Raw genomic sequence first — 17,827 nt, 5'->3', positions numbered from 1 at the left:
GGAATATCAATTCATGGAATGGCGCAAGATACTTAGAGTTACAAGAAATATATTCGGTCATGCTATAATTCATCCGGTTGTTATTTTTTGTACCATTTGGATAAGCGGTGCATTTGTTGCAATTTTTACTAATGAGGTTGGAGCTTTAGGTGTAGATATAAATGCTATAAATATTGCTTATAAGTGGGCTTACTGGCTTATTAACGTTTGGGGGCAGTTAAAAATTGCCGACTATAATTATTTAAAATTGAAGCTACTTGCATCTCTTCTTGGTCCTGCTATTGTTGTCGTAATATTTTACATTAAAAATTTTGAAAGAATAAAATCATTACAATTTTTTGAGCAACCGGAAAAAGTATATGGAGATGCTAGCTGGGCTAATCCGTCAGATATAGAGGCTGCTGGTCTTAGATCCAAAAAAGGTATGTTAATAGGTGTTGATGCCGGTGGATATTTTGTTGCAGACGGGTTCCAGCATGCTTTATTATTTGCTCCTACAGGTTCAGGTAAAGGTGTGGGTTTTGTGATACCTAACCTGTTATTTTGGAGTGATTCGGTAGTAGTACATGACATAAAGCTCGAAAATCACAGTTTGACGAGCGGTTGGCGTGAGAAACAAGGTCAGAAAGTTTTTGTATGGGAGCCTTCTAATCCCGATGGTATTACGCATTGTTACAATCCGATTGATTGGGTTAGTACTAAGCCAGGGCAGATGGTTGATGACGTGCAGAAAATTTCAAATCTTATAATGCCGGAAAAGGATTTTTGGAATAATGAAGCACGAAGTTTATTCTTAGGTGTAACTTTATATTTAATAGCCGATCCTACTAAAACTAAATCTTTCGGTGAAGTAGTGCGTACCATGAGAAGTGACGACGTAGTTTATAATCTAGCGGTCGTACTCGATACGCTTGGCGGTGTAATACATCCTGTTGCATATATGAATATTGCTGCGTTTTTACAAAAAGCAGATAAAGAGCGTTCGGGTGTAATATCTACAATGAACTCATCGCTTGAATTATGGGCAAATCCGCTTATTGATTCTGCTACTGCATCTTCTGATTTCAATGTACAAGAATTTAAAAAAGTCAAAACAACCGTATATGTAGGGTTAACACCCGATAATATACAGCGTTTACAAAAATTAATGCAGGTGTTTTATCAGCAGGCGACAGAATTTTTAAGCCGTAAAATGCCGGATTTAAAGGAAGAGCCGCATGGGGTAATGTTCTTGCTTGATGAATTCCCGACACTTGGAAAGATGGATACTTTTAAAGCCGGTATAGCTTATTTTAGAGGTTATAGAGTTCGGTTATTCTTGATTATTCAAGATACGCAGCAGTTAAAAGGAACATATGAAGATGCGGGAATGAACTCTTTCTTATCTAATGCAACATACCGTATTACTTTTGCTGCTAATAACTATGAAACGGCAAATTTAATATCGCAGCTTGTCGGTAATAAGACGGTAGAACAACGATCATTTAGTAAACCTTTATTTTTTGACCTTAATATTTCTACTAGAACCCAAAACGTTTCTCAAGTTCAAAGAGCTTTACTTTTACCTCAAGAAGTAATACAGTTACCGAGAGATGAGCAAATTGTTTTAATAGAATCCTTTCCGCCTATAAAATCTCGTAAAATTAAGTATTACGAAGATAAGTTTTTTACTAGTAGATTATTACCGCCGACTTTTGTACCTACTCAAGTACCTTTTGATCCTAGGGCAAATAATAATGAGGCTCAAGAAGAGACTGAAACAACAACTGCTCCGGAAAATAATGAGTAAGATCCAAAAATGCGTTCAGCTATTATTGATATCGGTTCAAATGCTTTAAGAGCTGTAGTTTATGAAAGTGATGAGCTTGGAGCTCCGGAAATTTTTAATTATAAATTTAGAAATTATCTTACAAATTTACTTAATTTAGATAATTTAGACGTAAAACATCAAACATATTTATCTCTACAATATCTTATCCATATTTTTACCAAACTGTCCGTTACTAATATTAGATGTGTTGCCACAGCTATACTTAGGGGGCATCCTAAAGCAGATGAATTCAAAGCTATAATTAAAAAGAGATTCAATATTGATATTGAAATTATCTCAGGTGAACGTGAAGCTTATTTAACTGCTGCCGGATTAATTTCCGGCATTAGTGATGCTTTTGGTATTGTAGCCGATCTTGGCGGTGGAAGTCTTGAGCTTGCTCAGATTGGAAATAAAAAAGTCGGTAAATTAAAATCATTGCCGCTTGGTACAAAAATTATTGCTAGTAGCAATTTTGGTGATGTTGGGCTGATTACTAAAATGCTAGAGGAAGAATTTGGAGCGGCACATCACCCTAATTTATATTTAATTGGCGGTGCATTACGTCTAATGAGCCGTATATATATGGAGTCTATAAATTATCCCCTTAAAAATTTACATAATTTTGAAATAAATCGTGTAGAGTTTGAGTTATATTTAGAGAAATTATCGCAAATCGATAAATTAAAGCTGAGTTATTACGAGCAGAAAGCCATAAATTATAATGCAGTTCTAGTAATAAAAGCGATGATTAAGGTATTTTCACCGGAAAAGATTATTATCTCAAATTACGGTTTAAAAGAAGGAGTAAGATTTGATTCGTTACCGTCTCATGAAACAGAAAAAGATATTATTTATGAGAGGGTGAAGAGATTAGTAAAATTTGATAGGAATATATGTAAAATTGAAAAATATATTGAAGCAGTACAATATCTTTTAATTAATTCCGATGCTACGACTCTTATTATTATTGAACTCGCTATAATGCTAGCACAATATAATAAAAATATTGATAAAACACTCAGAGCAAATTTTGTTTCAGAATTTATACTATCTTCAGATATTCCTTTTAGTCACAGACAGCGTCTTATGCTCGGCATTGCTCTTACGGTTACTTATACTGCTAAAACTGACATGCAGATTAATAAAATAGCTAAGAAAATGATTAGTAAAAATGATTATTACAACAGTCATATAATCGGTTATTATATAAAAATTGCTAGAGAAATTGATGGACCGGAATTCCAAGAACCTTCTTTTTCGATTAAATTAAAAGACGATAAATTTTTACAAATTAATGCTTCAAATATCTTGCCTAAACAAGTTTTTGAAAAGGTTTGTGAACGTTTAAAAGATATAAGTTCTGCTAGAAAAAATATTAGTTATAATTTTAGTGATTAATTGTTTTTTGGATCCCGTGGTCAATCCTATAGTACTAGACATTTTTTTAAAGATCCCGATGCCATCCCCGCGAAAGCGGGGATCCAGACTAAAAAATCTTTAATTTTAAAGATTTTTTATTACATAGTTTTTGTAAAATAAAGCTTTTTTTAAAAGCTTTATTTTACTGGATTCCCGCCTATGCGGGAATGACATAGAACAAAAATTGTCAGGTACTATAGGCCAAGCCATGGGATGACATCGAGTGTGTTTTCCGGTCTACACAACAAGACATTCCTGCTTTCGCAGGAATGACATCGAAATCTTTTTAAAAACTGTCCGGTACTATTATTTTAAGCTCTCTTAGTCTATCTCCCAAATCATTATATAATCCTGAAAACAACAAATATATTAGGATATATGATAAAAAATTATTGGAAAAAGTTTTGGAAGAATAGTACTACCAAATCACAAAATTTTATTGAACTAAACGACATTGCATACGGTAATTTAAAGAGAGTTAGAGTAGGCACTGAAGCTTATCGTGAAAATGTTATAGTATATAGATGTATTAATTTAATTGCCCAATCGGCGGGGCATGTGCCGTGGAAAGTGCTTAAAACTAGAACCGGAGAAGTAATGTCAGACCATCCGGTACATTATTTATTAAAAAGACTGAATCCTGAAAAAGCCGGTGCGGATTTTTTTTTCAGTGAGCTGATTGCAAGCAAATTATTATTCGGTAATAGTCATATTTTATCAACTCTGGGTTCATATCCTAAAGCAATTTATTTACTACCGGCTCTTGCTACTGAGCTTGTTATAGAACATGACAATTTAGTTGCTTATAGATATAAAAGTAGCAAAGGTGATAGGATTTATAAGATTGATCATATAGCTAAGATGAGTAGAGTCTTGCATCTAAAAAACTATCATCCTCTAGATCAGCATTACGGGTTATCCTGTTTAGACTCCGCTTCGCTTCCTATAGATTTACATCAACAATCTTCTTATTGGAATCATTCATTATTACAAAACGGGGCGAGACCTTCCGGTGCATTAATAGTAAAAGATAGTAACGGTTATCTTAGTGATGAACAGTTTGAGAGGTTACAAACTCAATTATCAGAGAAATTTAGCGGTAATAGTAATGCCGGTAAGCCTTTGCCGCCTGAAGGAGGGTTTGGCTGGCAAGAAATGAGTATCAACCCAAAGGATATGGATTTCATTGAATCTAAAAACTCTGCGGCAAGAGAAATATCTTTAGCATTTGGAGTGCCGCCGCAGCTGCTTGGTATTAATGGTGATAATACCTACAGCAATATGCAGGGAGCACGCCTTGCTTTATGGGAAGAAACGCTAATCCCTTTACTTGATAAAATTGCGGATAGTATGAGTAATTGGTTTTCATATCTTTTTAAGGAAGATATTATTATTGATTTTGATCGTGATTCTATATCTGCATTAACCGAAAAGCGTGAAAATTTATGAGCTAAAATCTCTAATGCTAATTTCATGACTTTAAATGAAAAAAGAGCTTTTGTCGGATTTCCACCGATTATAAACGGTGATAGATTATGACTAAAGATATTAGCGATACGTTAAATAATTTGTATGACCTTATAGCGAGACTCATTATTCTACTCGAAGATGCATTAGTACGTATTACGCTGCATAGAAATGAAAATAAGATACCAAAAATGTTACTGAAACCTTAAATAAACTAGCTAACTTAATAGTACAGTTAAATAAATTATCTAATAGCCGTATAAGCTCGGAAAATTCAAAAATAGATGAAAAAGATAAAATGATAATAGATAATTTTTTAGAAAATTATAACTTAAAAAATCTTTTTTAGAAATGTTCACAGAACCTAATATCTTATCTAATTTTAACCTCCTGATTAATATGTTAATAGACTAAAACCTAATGTTGTAAAAACACCTCATCAATTCAATAAATATATCATTACTTTACATAAAAATTAATAAATTAAAGGGTTTTAATATAAAGTTTTAGTCAATAAATCAACTATAAGGTTAAGAGTTATGAGGAAAAAATCTAGAATATTAAAAAGTTTTCTAGCAACCGCATCAATATTAGGTCTGTCATTGACCATACCGGTAAATGAAATATATGCAGCAGCTGTTAGTCAAATGGTTGGGGGATGTTAATCTTAATAATCCGAATGCTAATTTTAATCCACCATTTGTTGATGGAAATACTATTGAAGTGATTAATTCCGGTAATATAACTGTATCAAATAGCGGTACTCATAATATAGGTGCTATACGAGCTGACCGAGAAGTAACTACAATATCGGTCGGTAACGGTAGCACGGATCTAGCTATAAATCTTACAATTGGTTCAATGTCCGGTGTTGTAAAGGGTTTAAATATTACAAGATTTAATAATGCTACTAATATAAATATTACTTTAAATGGTAATGCAGGGGGTGGCAATATTCCTCTAGTAAATGATTATAGCGCATTACAACAGGTATCATTTACCCAGATGGGTGGAGGGATAGTGCAAATAGTATTAATTTGAATATTAATGCCCCAGTAACTCTAAATAGCACCTTTTACACAAGTGCATCCTCAGAAACAATAAATGTAAATAACGATGTTATAATAACTAAGACTACTACAGCCAATGGTGCCGGAAATATACATTTTAATCTTTCCAAAGGTCAATCACTTACTTTGTCTGCTGTTGATCCTATTCAAGATGCGCCAAATACAGGGAGAGTAAGGTTTAATTTTATAGGTGCAAATTCTGTCTTAAATATAAATGGTAATGGTACTACAATTAGAGGAGCAATAACTGACGGTTTAAATGGAACATTAAATGTAAATGCCGGAGTTACTACGGCTACTGATCCAACGATTACTACCATTCAAGAAACTAATATTGCAGATAATGTTATTTTCAATGTTGATAGTATTAATAGTGATATAGATTTATTAAATAATGGAACAAGTATAGCGTTTAAAGGAGCAAGTCCAGAGTTAGATTTAATAAATACTGGTAATGCGGATAAGCAGTTTACATTATATTCCAACTTAAATCCATCAGATGCAGAAGATGAATATGGGATAGTACGAGTAGAGGCAACTACGAACAATCTTACTATAGCAAATAATGGAGGTCCTTATACAATAGGTCAGGATAATACACATCGCCTTAAAGAGCTTGAAGTTAAAGGAGCGGGTAGTATTGTAATTGATAATACGGTATTTACAAAGCGATTTAACATGAATAGTACCGGACAGGTGACTCTTAATCAAATATTAGATTTAGGGGCAGACGGAGCTGTACTATTTAATGCTGATGGTCAGTTAACTTTAGGTAATGGAATAACAGGGGATGTAACGACAGCTGGGGATAATACAGGAATCTTGGTAGTTAATGCAGGTAATGTAACTGGAGCAATAGGTACAAACGGCGGTCCTATGTTAAAGAAAGTGCTGTTTAACGGAGTAAGTAACGTCACAACTGTCGATGCAACAACAGTGACTATAAATGATGCAGCAGCAAATGTAACTGCAGCTGAGCTAATCACTGGAGCAGTAAGTTATATGAAAGCAGGTACGTTAACAGCCAATAACGGAATAACAGGTAATGTAGATTTTGCAGGTAATGAAGGGGTGTTACAGCTTGGTGATGGTGAGACTATTACAGGTAATGTGGATAGTAGTGGAGCATCAGCTGGTACATTAGAGTTTTTAGGTAAAGGCACTGTTACTGGCACTATTGGTGCTACTAATATGCTTACTAAGCTGAAGTTTAGTGGAGCTGGAGACAGCACAATTCCTGCAGCAAATGCTCAGACTATAGAGGTAGCTAATGCCGGAGCTAATGTTACAGCAAGTGCCCTACTGACTAGTGATGTATTGTTTAGTGCAGATGGCAGTTTAGTAGCAGATAAAGGAGTAGATGGCAGTATTACAACAAGTGCAGATAACACAGGTACTATTACGATAGGAGCAGGGAATGTAACCGGTACGATCGGTACTAATGGGAAAAGTTTAAAATTAGTAAATATCGAAGCAAATCCTATTACGTGTAGAAGTCAAGATTTAATCTTACAGACATTATAAAAATTATATCTGAATGTCTGATAAGTTATGACTGTCAGATGAGTATTCAAGATATAAGATTTCGTTATTCTTTTCAACAGCTAACTTTTTACTATCCATAAAAGTCTGCATAGGTGTTTTTCCATAGCAATATTTACCGGAATGCGGTCTTTCATTATTATAATATTCTAGCCAAATATCAAGATCTAGTTGTAGATCATCAAGATCAGTATAGATCTTTTTACGCATAGCAGTATCAAAGAATTCTTGTTTCATAGTTTTATTAAAACGTTCACACATACCATTTGTTTGAGGAGAATATGCTTTAGTAGTAGTATGCTCAATACCCTCAATGCTTAAGAACAATTCAAAAGCATGATGTTCTATATTACCTTTATACTCACCACCTCTATCAGTTAAAATACGAAGTACTGGTATTTGCTGACTCTCATACCATGGTAACACTCTATCATTAAGCATGTCAGCAGCGGTAAGTGCTGTTTTATCAGTATATAGTTTAGCCTCTGCAACCCGAGTGTAACTATCAATAAACACTTGAGAATATACCTTGCCTATGCCTTTAAAATTACCTACATAATATGTGTCTTGGCATCCTAGATAACCTGGATGCTGTGTATCAATCTCACCATGAGCTTCTTTCTCGCTACGCCGTTTCTCTAATACTTGTAACTGAGCTTCGGTAAGAACAATACCATCCTGAGCCATTTTGGCTTCTAATGCTTTAAGTCTTTTATTGATATTATTTAAATCATTACGTAGCCAAATAGGTCTAACTCCTCCAGGTGATACAAGAATACCAGTCTTTTTAAGCTCATTTGATACTCGCAGCTGACCATAAGCGGGGTATTCTATTGCCATATCTAATACTGCTCTCTCTACGGCAGGATCAACTCTATTCGCTATAATTGGCTTCTTCCGACTAATCTCATATAATGCTTCTTCTCCTCCTGTTTCATATAACTCTTTAAACCTATAATAACTGTCTCTACTGTAACCCATAGCTTTATATGCTGACGATATACTACCAAGACTCCTAGCTAATTCTAGTAATCCTATTTTTGGCTTTATTATTTTTTGATTTAGATTCATCTCTAATCCTCCATTTAATATTATCTTAATTTTACTAAATGTAAGATTAAATCTCAACTATTACAATATATATGCTGGAGCGGTGAAGCTTATGATCATGATTCAGCTTTAACGCTAGAAGATAATGCAACAATTCACGGTAGCGTAACAACGAAGACTAATGAGAAAGGCATATTAATTTTCAGCCGGAACGGTAGTGGGTCGCGCCTCCGTATTGCAGTTTAGAGTAAATAGTCTATAATCCTCAAACAGTAATAAGAGAGAATTATAGTTAAGGAGTTATGGCAAAAATAGATGTTAAGTGTAGATATTGTAACAACACAGAAGAAGTAATAAAGTCAGGATATTCAATTTCAAAACAACAGAGATATCAATGCAAGCGGTGTAATCGATATTTTTAATTGGAGTATATTAATAATGCATCTAAGCCTGGAGTTAAGGAGCAAATAGTAGAAATGTCAATCAACGGCTCTGGAGTTAGAGATACAGTAAGAGTATTAAAAGTGGGTATCAATACAGTTATCCGTGTTTTAAAAAAATCTAGTATTAAAAAACAATAAATCATTCTATCAGTACAACAGAAGTAATTATTGCTCCTGAGATAGATGAACAATGGTCTTATGTACAGAATAAATCCAGACAACGATGGCTTTGGTATGCCTTGGATAAGATTTCGTTAAAAGTAGTTGCTTATACGTTTGGTACAAGATGTGATAGCACATTAGAATCATTACTGAAAAAACTAGAGAATTTCAAGGTGACTTTTTACTATACAGATGGATGGGGGAGTTATGCTAGGTTATTAGACCCTAAAAAGCATATTATCAGTAAAAAATACACTCAACGGATAGAACGAAGTAACTTGAACCTTAGAACGAGATGCAAGAGGCTTGCACGTAAGACAATCTGCTTTTCCAAGTCATTGGATATTCATGATAAGGTTATTGGTACTCTTATTGAACGTATAGCTTTTTAATAGGCGTAACTGCAATATGGAGGCATGACCTGTTTTTTTGGGGGGGTGCCAAGTCACAAGATGAATTAAAGAATAAAAGCAAGGTAGAGAAAGAACATTTAGCTTACAGAGATAAAGTAATAAAAGGAATTAGAGAATATAAAAATTTTGATGAAGGTTTAAAAGCATGGAAAATTAATAGCGGCTATCATCAAAGGTCAAGGGTTGAATCGTTTATGTTTAGGTTGAAGCGAACGTTTGGCTTTAACTTACAACAAAAAACAGAGAAAGGAAGAAAAAACGAAGTAATTACTAAGATAAATATATTAAATGAAATGATTGCCCTTGGGAAAGCTCAATATAGCTTTTAGAATTATATAAAATTTAATTATTTTTATACTCTAAGCGCTATATTGACTTTTTTTAATCTCCACGCCACAACGCCTCCTCGCAATGATGAAATCTATACTTATTGAGCAATGATGAAAAATCCCACTTGATTTAATTTGAATAATATTTTATTTATTTAAAATGTTTAGTAAATTTTTATTACCTTATATTTTTATTGCAACATTTTTCTTTGCTCCCATAAGCGAAGCGAAGAAAGCTGTAAAAAATACTCCTAAACCTCCTGTTCAAACTAGTTTAGTAATTGATGCAAAAAGCGGCAAAGTATTGCAGGCCCATAATTCACAAATTCGGATTTATCCCGCTTCTTTAACTAAGTTAATGACGCTATACTTAATGTTTGAAGCAATTGAAGCCGGTAAATTGCCTTTAGATAAAAAATTACTTGTATCAACAAAAGCTTCAAAAATGCCGCCTTGTAAGCTGGGTTTAAAAGCAGGGGAAACTATAACCGTTCGAGAGGCAATTAATGGATTAATTATAAAATCTGCTAATGATGCTGCTGTAACGGTTGCTGAGGGCATGAAAGGTTCAGAAAAAGCTTTTGCTCATTTAATGAATGTTAAAGCTAAACAGCTCGGTATGAAGAATACCTATTTTAAAAACGCCTCAGGCTGGCATGATCCATTGCAGCAAACTACCGCAAGAGATATGGCTAAACTTGCTATGGCCTTAAAAAGAGATTATCCTAAATATTATCCGTTATTTGCTAAAACCAGTTTTGTATTTCGTGGAAACATAGTAAACGGACATAATAGGGTTACTAAAAATTATCAAGGTGCAGAAGGTATGAAAACAGGTTTTCATACACCGGCAGGTTATAATTTAGTAACTACTGCTTCTAGGAATGGTAAATCATTGATTGCCGTTGTTACAGGAGGCAAAAGTGCTGCATCTCGTGATCAAAAAATGATGGGGCTACTAGATCAGCATTTTAATATTAAGCCTATAGTCCCTAAACCTTCAATCAAACTTACCTCTAATAATAAATCTACTACAAAAGCTAAATCAAAAATAATAAAGAAAAAGAATATACGTAGTTGATATGTCTCGTCATTGCGAGGAGGCCTTGTTGCGTGGATAGGTCGTGCCTCCGTATTGCAGTTTAGAGTAAATAGTCTATAATCCTCAAACAGTAATAAGAGAGAATTATAGTTAAGGAGTTATGGCAAAAATAGATGTTAAGTGTAGATATTGTAACAACACAGAAGAAGTAATAAAGTCAGGATATTCAATTTCAAAACAACAGAGATATCAATGCAAGCGGTGTAATCGATATTTTTAATTGGAGTATATTAATAATGCATCTAAGCCTGGAGTTAAGGAGCAAATAGTAGAAATGTCAATCAACGGCTCTGGAGTTAGAGATACAGTAAGAGTATTAAAAGTGGGTATCAATACAGTTATCCGTGTTTTAAAAAAATCTAGTATTAAAAAACAATAAATCATTCTATCAGTACAACAGAAGTAATTATTGCTCCTGAGATAGATGAACAATGGTCTTATGTACAGAATAAATCCATACAACGATGGCTTTGGTATGCCTTGGATAAGATTTCGTTAAAAGTAGTTGCTTATACGTTTGGTACAAGATGTGATAGCACATTAGAATCATTACTGAAAAAACTAGAGAATTTCAAGGTGACTTTTTACTATACAGATGGATGGGGGAGTTATGCTAGGTTATTAGACCCTAAAAAGCATATTATCAGTAAAAAATACACTCAACGGATAGAACGAAGTAACTTGAACCTTAGAACGAGATGCAAGAGGCTTGCACGTAAGACAATCTGCTTTTCCAAGTCATTGGATATTCATGATAAGGTTATTGGTACTCTTATTGAACGTATAGCTTTTTAATAGGTGTAACTGCAATATGGAGGCATGACCAGGTAAATCAAGTATAATACACTTAGTTTGCTCATTTATGGTTTTTTCAAAACCGGATAAAATATTTGCGGCAGGCAAATAATAAGAAGATAGATTATCTATAATGCCCGTAACATAAGAAGTTAGGGAAAGTAGTTGTATATTTACTATTCTAATTTGATATTTAAGTTTGTTATAATGAAGTATTAAAAAATCGCCTAGCTTAAACCCATGAAAGACGGAAGGTATTAGGAATTTAATTACTTTACTTTCTATAGAAGCATTTTTTAAGATTAATCCTCCTATTTTCTCTATTTCGGGTAGTGATAAGATAATAGGGATTCTGACGTTGAGGGTAGGGCTATTTGAACCTGTTTCATTGCTTATATAACAATAGGAATTAGTATAACCATTAAACCTATCGATAAAATTAATACTAAGCTTGCTAATAATATGTTCTTCAGCTATTTCCGTTTGCTTTAAATAGCTATTATTTGAAATTTTTATTAGGCTCTCACTGCTTAGATGCTCTAAATTACCTGCTCCTCGCTTAAGAAATTTAATTTTTTCACATTCGCTTGCTATCACATCAAAACAGTAAAATATTCTTAGAGAATTAATAACATCTATTGCAGATAAAATTTTATTCAAAATAAAGCCATCTACTACTTCGCCAATAGTAGAAATATCGATTTTTGCAGGTCAATACCGCTTCTAGCAGATAGTTCAAGGATTATCTCCGCAAGGCTACAAGATCCGAATTTGCCGTTAACCCAATGTCCTTTTTCCCATAAATGATTATCGCTCCAAATATTACCGTGCGGCCATGCAGGGTAGGGGCATGCGTCCCAAGTCCATAAAAACATTTCTTCTATATATTCTTGCGTTTGCCAATATTCTATAAATCCTTTAATAGCTTGCGTTGTACCGAGAAATCCGTACCTGCCGAGGAATATTTAGGGCTACCGCCGTCCGTGCATTTAGGATCAAAGAACACGTTTGGTTGGTTTGGTGCTTTATCTATTGACGGAAAGCCAAACTCGGTAAACCAAATCTTTTTCATTTGCGGCTACCAAGCGGTCCTATTCTCGTCAGGATTATAATGATGGTTTTCCCACTAGTAACCTACATTCTTCCAAGCATAGGCAGCAGATAGAGGTTGTTTATTTGTAATAGTTGAGATTTAATCTTACATTTAGTAAAATTAAGATAATATTAAATGGAGGATTAGAGATGAATCTAAATCAAAAAATAATAATATAATGGACTGAGAAAACAGGACAGAAAAAATAGTACTCAAGTTTCCGAAATAAGTTACAATAAATAGGTAAAACTTAGGAGGAAAGATGAAGAAAAATAAGGTTAGGATTTTCAGTAGTGAAGAAAAGACTAAGGTAGTATTAGAATTAATAAAAGAGGATGCTACCTTAAGTCAATTAGCATCAAAATATGAGATAAGCTCCAAGACAATTCAGAATTGGAAAAAGCAGTTTGTTGCTAATGCAGCTCTAGCTTTTGAGCCAGCTAAAGTTTTGAGTGAATATCAAGAACAAATTAGTGATCTCAAAGAACAAAATGATGAACTAGCTAAAGCTCTTGGGAAAGCTACGGTGGAGAGGGACTGGGCTGTGGGAAAGCTAAAAAGCTTGGACTTATCAAATAGAAAGAGTCTTGTCCAGTCCAAGCTAGATCAACTACCAAAGACAAGACAATGTGAGTTGCTAGATATTAGTCGCTCTACAACATATTATAAAGTTAAACCGCTTAGTGTAGATAAATTAAGTATCTTAAATAGAATAGATGAAATATATACAGATAATCCCGAATTTGGTTATCGTTATATTTATCATCAGTTATTAGAGGATGGTTTTTCAATTGGCAGAGATCGAGTATTAAAATATATGAGGATGATGGGAATAGAAGCCATTTATCCTCATAAGAGAAAGTCTACTTCTGTAAAGGATAATGAGCATAAAGTATACAGTTATTTACTTGATCAATATTGGACTAAATCTAGAACAACAAAAACAGTACATGTACCTAATGTCAATGAGGTTTGGAGTGGTGACATTACTTACATTAGAACTCATGATGGCTTTATGTATATGGCGGCTATTATAGACTGGCATAGCAAAGCTATATTAAGTTATAAATTATCCAATTCTATGGATGCAACTCTTGTTACTGATGTCTTGAAGGATGCCCTTAATAAATATAATGCTCCAAAGATATTTAATAGTGATCAGGGTAGTCAATATACTAGTCATGACCATATACAGATACTAAAAGATAATAATATTCAAATCTCAATGAATGGAAAAGGTCGAAGTATTGATAATATCGTAATAGAGAGATTTTTTAGGACTATAAAATATAACTGTATATTTATTAATGATTTTAAAAATATTAAAGAACTGAGGATAGGTATTGATAATTATCTGTATAAGTATAATTATCAAAGATTTCATTCGGGTATTGGTTACAAAAAACCTATGGATGTTTATCTGAATTATACGCAAAATTATTATCAATTAGCTGCTTAACAATATAATAAAAATAGGAAACGAATTTGATTATTTTTTGTCTTGATTTCTCAGTCCATTATATCATGCTTTTGAATTGTTCTTAAGCATTGAGGGTATTGAGCATACTACTACTAAAGCATATTCTCCTCAAACAAATGGTATGTGTGAACGTTTTAATAAAACTATGAAACAAGAATTCTTTGATACTGCTATGCGTAAAAAGATCTATACTGATCTTGATGATCTACAACTAGATCTTGATATTTGGCTAGAATATTATAATAATGAAAGACCGCATTCCGGTAAATATTGCTATGGAAAAACACCTATGCAGACTTTTATGGATAGTAAAAAGTTAGCTGTTGAAAAGAATAACGAAATCTTATATCTTGAATACTCATCTGACAGTCATAACTTATCAGACATTCAGATATAATTTTTATAATGTCTGTAAGATTAAATCTTGACTTCTACAGCGATCCAAAAGCAGGAGTTTTGCCGCTGCTGAGATAGTTTTCAATTAAAGGATCGGGTAATTGTGTTTCTGAGCCTTTATATAATCTAAAATTATATTAATCTAAATTTATTACCTTATCACCTGTCCATACTCTGTTAATCTCGGTAATTTCTTCCTCGCAAATACTAACTGCAAAAGAAAAGAAATAGCTATATTCAGTAAAATTAGTAACGGATTTTAAGTTATGAAAATAAGGGAAATATTCTTTATGACGGGTACTATTTGCTATTTCTTTTATTGTGTCTGCCCAAATTAATTTTCCGTTAACTCTTGCAGTACCGCAAATTAACGGTATAGCTTCGCCGTAATTAGCTGTTATATATTTAAAACTTTCTTTGAAATTTTTAATATTGTCATATTCTATCGGTTCGTGATTTAATTGATCTAAATACTCACCAAGCATTTTACCGGCAAATCTTCCCACGCTTGAAAATATGCCGCCTCCCAATGTATTTCCTATGCCGCTGCCAAGCGAGCTAAAAAAACTTCCAAACATATTTACCATATTATATTTTAATATGGATTGATATTAGCACTATGATGTGGTAACACTAATAGTATAACTTCTTGTCATTGCGAGGAAATTCCATAGCAATTGACGAAGCAATCTTGTGCCAAAGTCCCGAGATTGCCACGCTCACTAACGTTCGCTCGCAATGACAGAATTAAAAAAATGGAAATCACAAATGTTTAAAAGATCTTTATTCATCTTACTATTACTTGCTGGTTCCTTAGTTAAAGCAGAAATTATAGAAGTGGATAGTTTAAATAAAATAAAACAAGATTTTAAAGAAAATTATAATAAAAATTATGTACCTCAGGATTTATTAGTAGTAACGGTTTTAGATGAATTTTTGTTTAAGTCTTTAGTGCCTATAGGTGAACAAATTGACAAAGATATTTATCTTACACTAACTCCTCTTTTGCGTAATATTAATAAAAATTCAAAAGCTATTTATATAGATCAATTGATTTTAACTAATGATAGTTATAAGAAAGAATTACAAGAATCTGATTTTCCAAATTTTATAAATGAAATGAGTAATAGTAAAATCCCTATAATAGCCGTAAATGATGGATTTACCGGTAATTTTAATAATATTCCTAAATTTGAAATATGGTTTGCTGATTATTTAAAGAAAAATTTCAATATTGATTTTTCAAATAGTTTTCCAAACAATAATTATATTATTTTTAATAATTTAGACAGTTTTGCTAATACTTATCCGGTATTTTATAAAGGTATATTGACGAGTAATAATATATCGGAAGCGGAAATGATGCTCAATTTCCTTATTCAAGTGGGATTTATGCCTAAAGCTTTTATAATAATTAGCAGTAACATAGAATTATTAAAATCAATGGAGTTTCAACTTAATAGTTATAGTTCTAATATATTATTTATTGGTTATCATTATAATAATAAAAATACCCCGGAAAATAAAGATGCTGCATATTATACTAAAATCATTAATGATTTAATACCTCAAATAAATAAGATAAAAAGAAATAATCCGCCTCTAAAAACTAAAAAGATAAAAGATAAAAATCCTTATGATAAAAATCAATAAAATTTTATTGAGCTTATTTTGCTTAGTTATTTCGTGTGTAAGTTATGGTCAAATTATTCCTACTTACTCTGTAGATTCGGTAACAATGAAAAATTTATTACCGAAGATAGATGCAGATACGCTGGTACTTATAAATATAGATAATACTATTATAACACCGAAATCCAAATTATTTCGATACCGGGATAATTCTTATATAAATTTTACTAAATATTTATATAGTCTTGCAGCGGATAACGCATCAGTTAATAAAACTATTGCAAAATTGATAGTGCAGCGTCAAATGATGCTTGTTGAATCTAAATGGGTAGATTTAATTAATAAGATGAAACAGCAAGGTGCAACAGTTTTAGGTCTTCAAGAAATAACTGCTCCATGTAATTTAATTGAAAATTATGAAGGATGGTTATATACATTACTTTACGGACTCAATATTAATTTTACTAATAAAGTTAATGATCAAGATGTATTTAGATTTAATCCAAGCGATGCTGGAGCCCCTATTTTTTATTTAGGTATAATATTTACCGGTAATATAAATAGAGTAAAAACTCTTATAGAGTTCTTAAAAATTATACCGAAACAACCTACAAAAATAGTAATTTTTGCGAATAATAAAAAAGATTTAGAAAATATGGACTCTTATTTAAGCATGGTTGATATAGGATATTATGGAATTGAATATTTGGGGTGGCAAATGTTACCGGGATCACCTGATCATCAAATCGCTGAGTTGCAGCAATCTACGTTTTTAAATACCGGTCAGTGGTTAGAAGATGATGTAGCTAGCAAAATGTTAAATAAATAATTATGAATGACAATTTAATTAATACTTTAAAAGATTTAATTATTAATACCGGTAAGGTTGCACTAGATATAAAAAAGGCAGGAATATTGACTGATATTAAATTAGATGGGTCAGTAGTCACTAATGCAGATAAGGAAATTAGTAAAGTAATTTATCAGGCTCTACAAGTCTTAACCCCCAAAATAGCTATAGTATGTGAAGAGCGGCCGCTACCTATATTAAGCAATGATACTTTTTGGTTAATCGATCCTATTGACGGGACACGGAGCTATGTAAACGGTAAAAATACATATACGGTAAACATAGGGCTTATTGAAAACGGTCTTCCAACTATCGGCTTGATATATCACCCTGAAACAGCAAAGCTATATTATACCGATGTACAGGGGCGGTTAAAAATCGAACAGAATTCTAAAGAAATATTTGTTAATCATGAACCTAAACATGAAGAGCTTAATGCGGTAATAGGTTTTTATAATTCAAATAAAGCTACTAAAGAATTTTTAAGTAAATATTCATTCGGTCAGATAAATGCAATAGGCAGTTCAATTAAACTATGCTTAATTGCTGAAGGAGCAGCTGATATATATCCAAAATTCGGTCAAACTATGGAATGGGACCTAGCGGCAGGCCACGCTTTAATTAAAGCCGGCGGCGGTAATATTTTAGATACACATGGACAAGAAATTACTTACGGTAAAGAAAATTTCGCTAACCCCAATTTTTTCGCCTGTAGTAAATATTGGTTGGAAAGGGAGGTTGTGTTTCGTGGATACTAAGTCGTCATTGCGA

At 32.8% G+C, this 17,827-nt stretch carries 13 protein-coding genes and 5 pseudogenes; 14 read left to right on the top strand and 4 right to left on the bottom strand.

What is annotated here, in order from left to right:
- The first annotated feature begins 13 nt into the window (after nucleotides 1-13).
- The 5 genes and pseudogenes from AC0ODJ_RS07540 (at nucleotide 14) to AC0ODJ_RS07520 (ending at nucleotide 7,293) form a co-directional block, all read left to right on the top strand.
- On the top strand, nucleotides 14-1,789 hold the full coding sequence (locus AC0ODJ_RS07540) for a type IV secretory system conjugative DNA transfer family protein (RefSeq protein WP_218460837.1): 1,776 nt from the start codon (nucleotides 14-16) through the stop codon (nucleotides 1,787-1,789).
- Nucleotides 1,790-1,798: 9 nt separating this feature from the next.
- Nucleotides 1,799-3,211: a Ppx/GppA phosphatase family protein gene (locus AC0ODJ_RS07535; protein WP_218460838.1), complete on the top strand. Its 1,413-nt coding sequence runs from the start codon at nucleotides 1,799-1,801 to the stop codon at nucleotides 3,209-3,211.
- 399 nt (nucleotides 3,212-3,610) lie between these two features.
- Nucleotides 3,611-4,771: pseudogene (locus tag AC0ODJ_RS07530) on the top strand (phage portal protein).
- Between the two features lie 579 nt (nucleotides 4,772-5,350).
- Nucleotides 5,351-5,740: a hypothetical protein gene (locus AC0ODJ_RS07525; RefSeq protein WP_474465576.1), complete on the top strand. Its 390-nt coding sequence runs from the start codon at nucleotides 5,351-5,353 to the stop codon at nucleotides 5,738-5,740.
- Nucleotides 5,737-7,293, top strand: a complete 1,557-nt coding sequence (locus AC0ODJ_RS07520) for a hypothetical protein (RefSeq protein WP_474465574.1) — start codon at nucleotides 5,737-5,739, stop codon at nucleotides 7,291-7,293. The genes AC0ODJ_RS07525 and AC0ODJ_RS07520 overlap by 4 nt, the downstream gene beginning before the upstream one ends.
- Nucleotides 7,294-7,296: 3 nt before the next feature.
- Here the strand turns inward: AC0ODJ_RS07520 and AC0ODJ_RS07515 are convergent, their stop codons facing one another.
- The gene (locus tag AC0ODJ_RS07515; protein ID WP_474465598.1) at nucleotides 7,297-8,382 is read right to left on the bottom strand and encodes an IS481 family transposase; all 1,086 of its coding nucleotides are present in this window, start codon (nucleotides 8,380-8,382) and stop codon (nucleotides 7,297-7,299) included.
- Nucleotides 8,383-8,663: 281 nt separating this feature from the next.
- Here AC0ODJ_RS07515 and AC0ODJ_RS07510 point away from each other — a divergent pair.
- The 4 genes and pseudogenes from AC0ODJ_RS07510 to AC0ODJ_RS07495 all read left to right on the top strand — a co-directional run bounded on the left by AC0ODJ_RS07510 (nucleotide 8,664) and on the right by AC0ODJ_RS07495 (nucleotide 11,605).
- Nucleotides 8,664-9,358: pseudogene (locus tag AC0ODJ_RS07510) on the top strand (IS1 family transposase).
- Between the two features lie 215 nt (nucleotides 9,359-9,573).
- Nucleotides 9,574-9,708: a hypothetical protein gene (locus tag AC0ODJ_RS07505; protein WP_474465039.1), complete on the top strand. Its 135-nt coding sequence runs from the start codon at nucleotides 9,574-9,576 to the stop codon at nucleotides 9,706-9,708.
- 160 nt (nucleotides 9,709-9,868) lie between these two features.
- Entirely contained in the window at nucleotides 9,869-10,789 is a 921-nt protein-coding gene (locus AC0ODJ_RS07500; RefSeq protein ID WP_218459798.1) for a D-alanyl-D-alanine carboxypeptidase family protein, read from the top strand.
- A 121-nt stretch (nucleotides 10,790-10,910) separates the two neighbouring features.
- Nucleotides 10,911-11,605: pseudogene (locus tag AC0ODJ_RS07495) on the top strand (IS1 family transposase).
- Here AC0ODJ_RS07495 and AC0ODJ_RS07490 read toward each other — a convergent pair.
- Nucleotides 11,549-12,265 (bottom strand): phage tail protein, encoded by a 717-nt coding sequence (locus AC0ODJ_RS07490; RefSeq protein WP_474465569.1) that lies wholly within the window; start codon nucleotides 12,263-12,265, stop codon nucleotides 11,549-11,551. The pseudogene AC0ODJ_RS07495 and the gene AC0ODJ_RS07490 overlap by 57 nt on opposite strands.
- Before the next feature lie 247 nt (nucleotides 12,266-12,512).
- Nucleotides 12,513-12,677: a baseplate megatron protein TIM-barrel domain-containing protein gene (locus AC0ODJ_RS07485; protein WP_256621209.1), complete on the bottom strand. Its 165-nt coding sequence runs from the start codon at nucleotides 12,675-12,677 to the stop codon at nucleotides 12,513-12,515.
- 283 nt (nucleotides 12,678-12,960) lie between these two features.
- On the opposite strand from AC0ODJ_RS07485, the gene AC0ODJ_RS07480 reads away from it, so the two are divergent.
- The gene (locus AC0ODJ_RS07480; RefSeq protein ID WP_474464651.1) at nucleotides 12,961-14,157 is read left to right on the top strand and encodes an IS3 family transposase; all 1,197 of its coding nucleotides are present in this window, start codon (nucleotides 12,961-12,963) and stop codon (nucleotides 14,155-14,157) included.
- 61 nt (nucleotides 14,158-14,218) lie between these two features.
- A pseudogene (locus AC0ODJ_RS07475) lies at nucleotides 14,219-14,575 on the top strand (integrase core domain-containing protein); the annotation flags it as partial.
- A gap of 331 nt (nucleotides 14,576-14,906) precedes the next feature.
- On the opposite strand, the pseudogene AC0ODJ_RS07470 reads toward AC0ODJ_RS07475, so the two are convergent.
- Nucleotides 14,907-15,152 (bottom strand): annotated as a pseudogene (locus AC0ODJ_RS07470) (host specificity protein); the annotation flags it as partial.
- Nucleotides 15,153-15,342: 190 nt separating this feature from the next.
- On the opposite strand from AC0ODJ_RS07470, the gene AC0ODJ_RS07465 reads away from it, so the two are divergent.
- Genes AC0ODJ_RS07465 through AC0ODJ_RS07455 form a run of 3 tightly spaced genes read left to right on the top strand, consistent with a single transcriptional unit; the run spans nucleotide 15,343 to nucleotide 17,814 of the window.
- On the top strand, nucleotides 15,343-16,227 hold the full coding sequence (locus tag AC0ODJ_RS07465) for a DUF2608 domain-containing protein (protein WP_218460167.1): 885 nt from the start codon (nucleotides 15,343-15,345) through the stop codon (nucleotides 16,225-16,227).
- Nucleotides 16,211-17,035, top strand: a complete 825-nt coding sequence (locus AC0ODJ_RS07460) for a DUF2608 domain-containing protein (protein ID WP_218460166.1) — start codon at nucleotides 16,211-16,213, stop codon at nucleotides 17,033-17,035. Before AC0ODJ_RS07465 ends, AC0ODJ_RS07460 begins: the two co-directional genes overlap by 17 nt.
- A 2-nt stretch (nucleotides 17,036-17,037) precedes the next feature.
- A complete protein-coding gene (locus AC0ODJ_RS07455) occupies nucleotides 17,038-17,814 on the top strand; it encodes a 3'(2'),5'-bisphosphate nucleotidase CysQ family protein (RefSeq protein ID WP_218460165.1) in 777 nt (258 codons plus the stop codon).
- The last annotated feature ends 13 nt before the right edge of the window (nucleotides 17,815-17,827 follow it).

This window comes from Rickettsia senegalensis (genome assembly GCF_056135685.1).
Note: the sequence above shows the minus strand (reverse complement) of the source record. Positions and strands in the feature narration are given on the sequence as shown.

Coding starts and splice junctions, on each gene's coding strand:
- AC0ODJ_RS07540 (WP_218460837.1), top strand. CDS start 14: ATGGAATGGCGCAAGATACTTAGAGTTACAAGAAATATATTCGGTCAT.
- AC0ODJ_RS07535 (WP_218460838.1), top strand. CDS start 1,799: ATGCGTTCAGCTATTATTGATATCGGTTCAAATGCTTTAAGAGCTGTA.
- AC0ODJ_RS07515 (WP_474465598.1), bottom strand. CDS start 8,382: ATGAATCTAAATCAAAAAATAATAAAGCCAAAAATAGGATTACTAGAA.
- AC0ODJ_RS07505 (WP_474465039.1), top strand. CDS start 9,574: ATGTTTAGGTTGAAGCGAACGTTTGGCTTTAACTTACAACAAAAAACA.
- AC0ODJ_RS07500 (WP_218459798.1), top strand. CDS start 9,869: ATGTTTAGTAAATTTTTATTACCTTATATTTTTATTGCAACATTTTTC.
- AC0ODJ_RS07485 (WP_256621209.1), bottom strand. CDS start 12,677: ATGAAAAAGATTTGGTTTACCGAGTTTGGCTTTCCGTCAATAGATAAA.
- AC0ODJ_RS07480 (WP_474464651.1), top strand. CDS start 12,961: ATGAAGAAAAATAAGGTTAGGATTTTCAGTAGTGAAGAAAAGACTAAG.
- AC0ODJ_RS07465 (WP_218460167.1), top strand. CDS start 15,343: ATGTTTAAAAGATCTTTATTCATCTTACTATTACTTGCTGGTTCCTTA.
- AC0ODJ_RS07460 (WP_218460166.1), top strand. CDS start 16,211: ATGATAAAAATCAATAAAATTTTATTGAGCTTATTTTGCTTAGTTATT.
- AC0ODJ_RS07455 (WP_218460165.1), top strand. CDS start 17,038: ATGAATGACAATTTAATTAATACTTTAAAAGATTTAATTATTAATACC.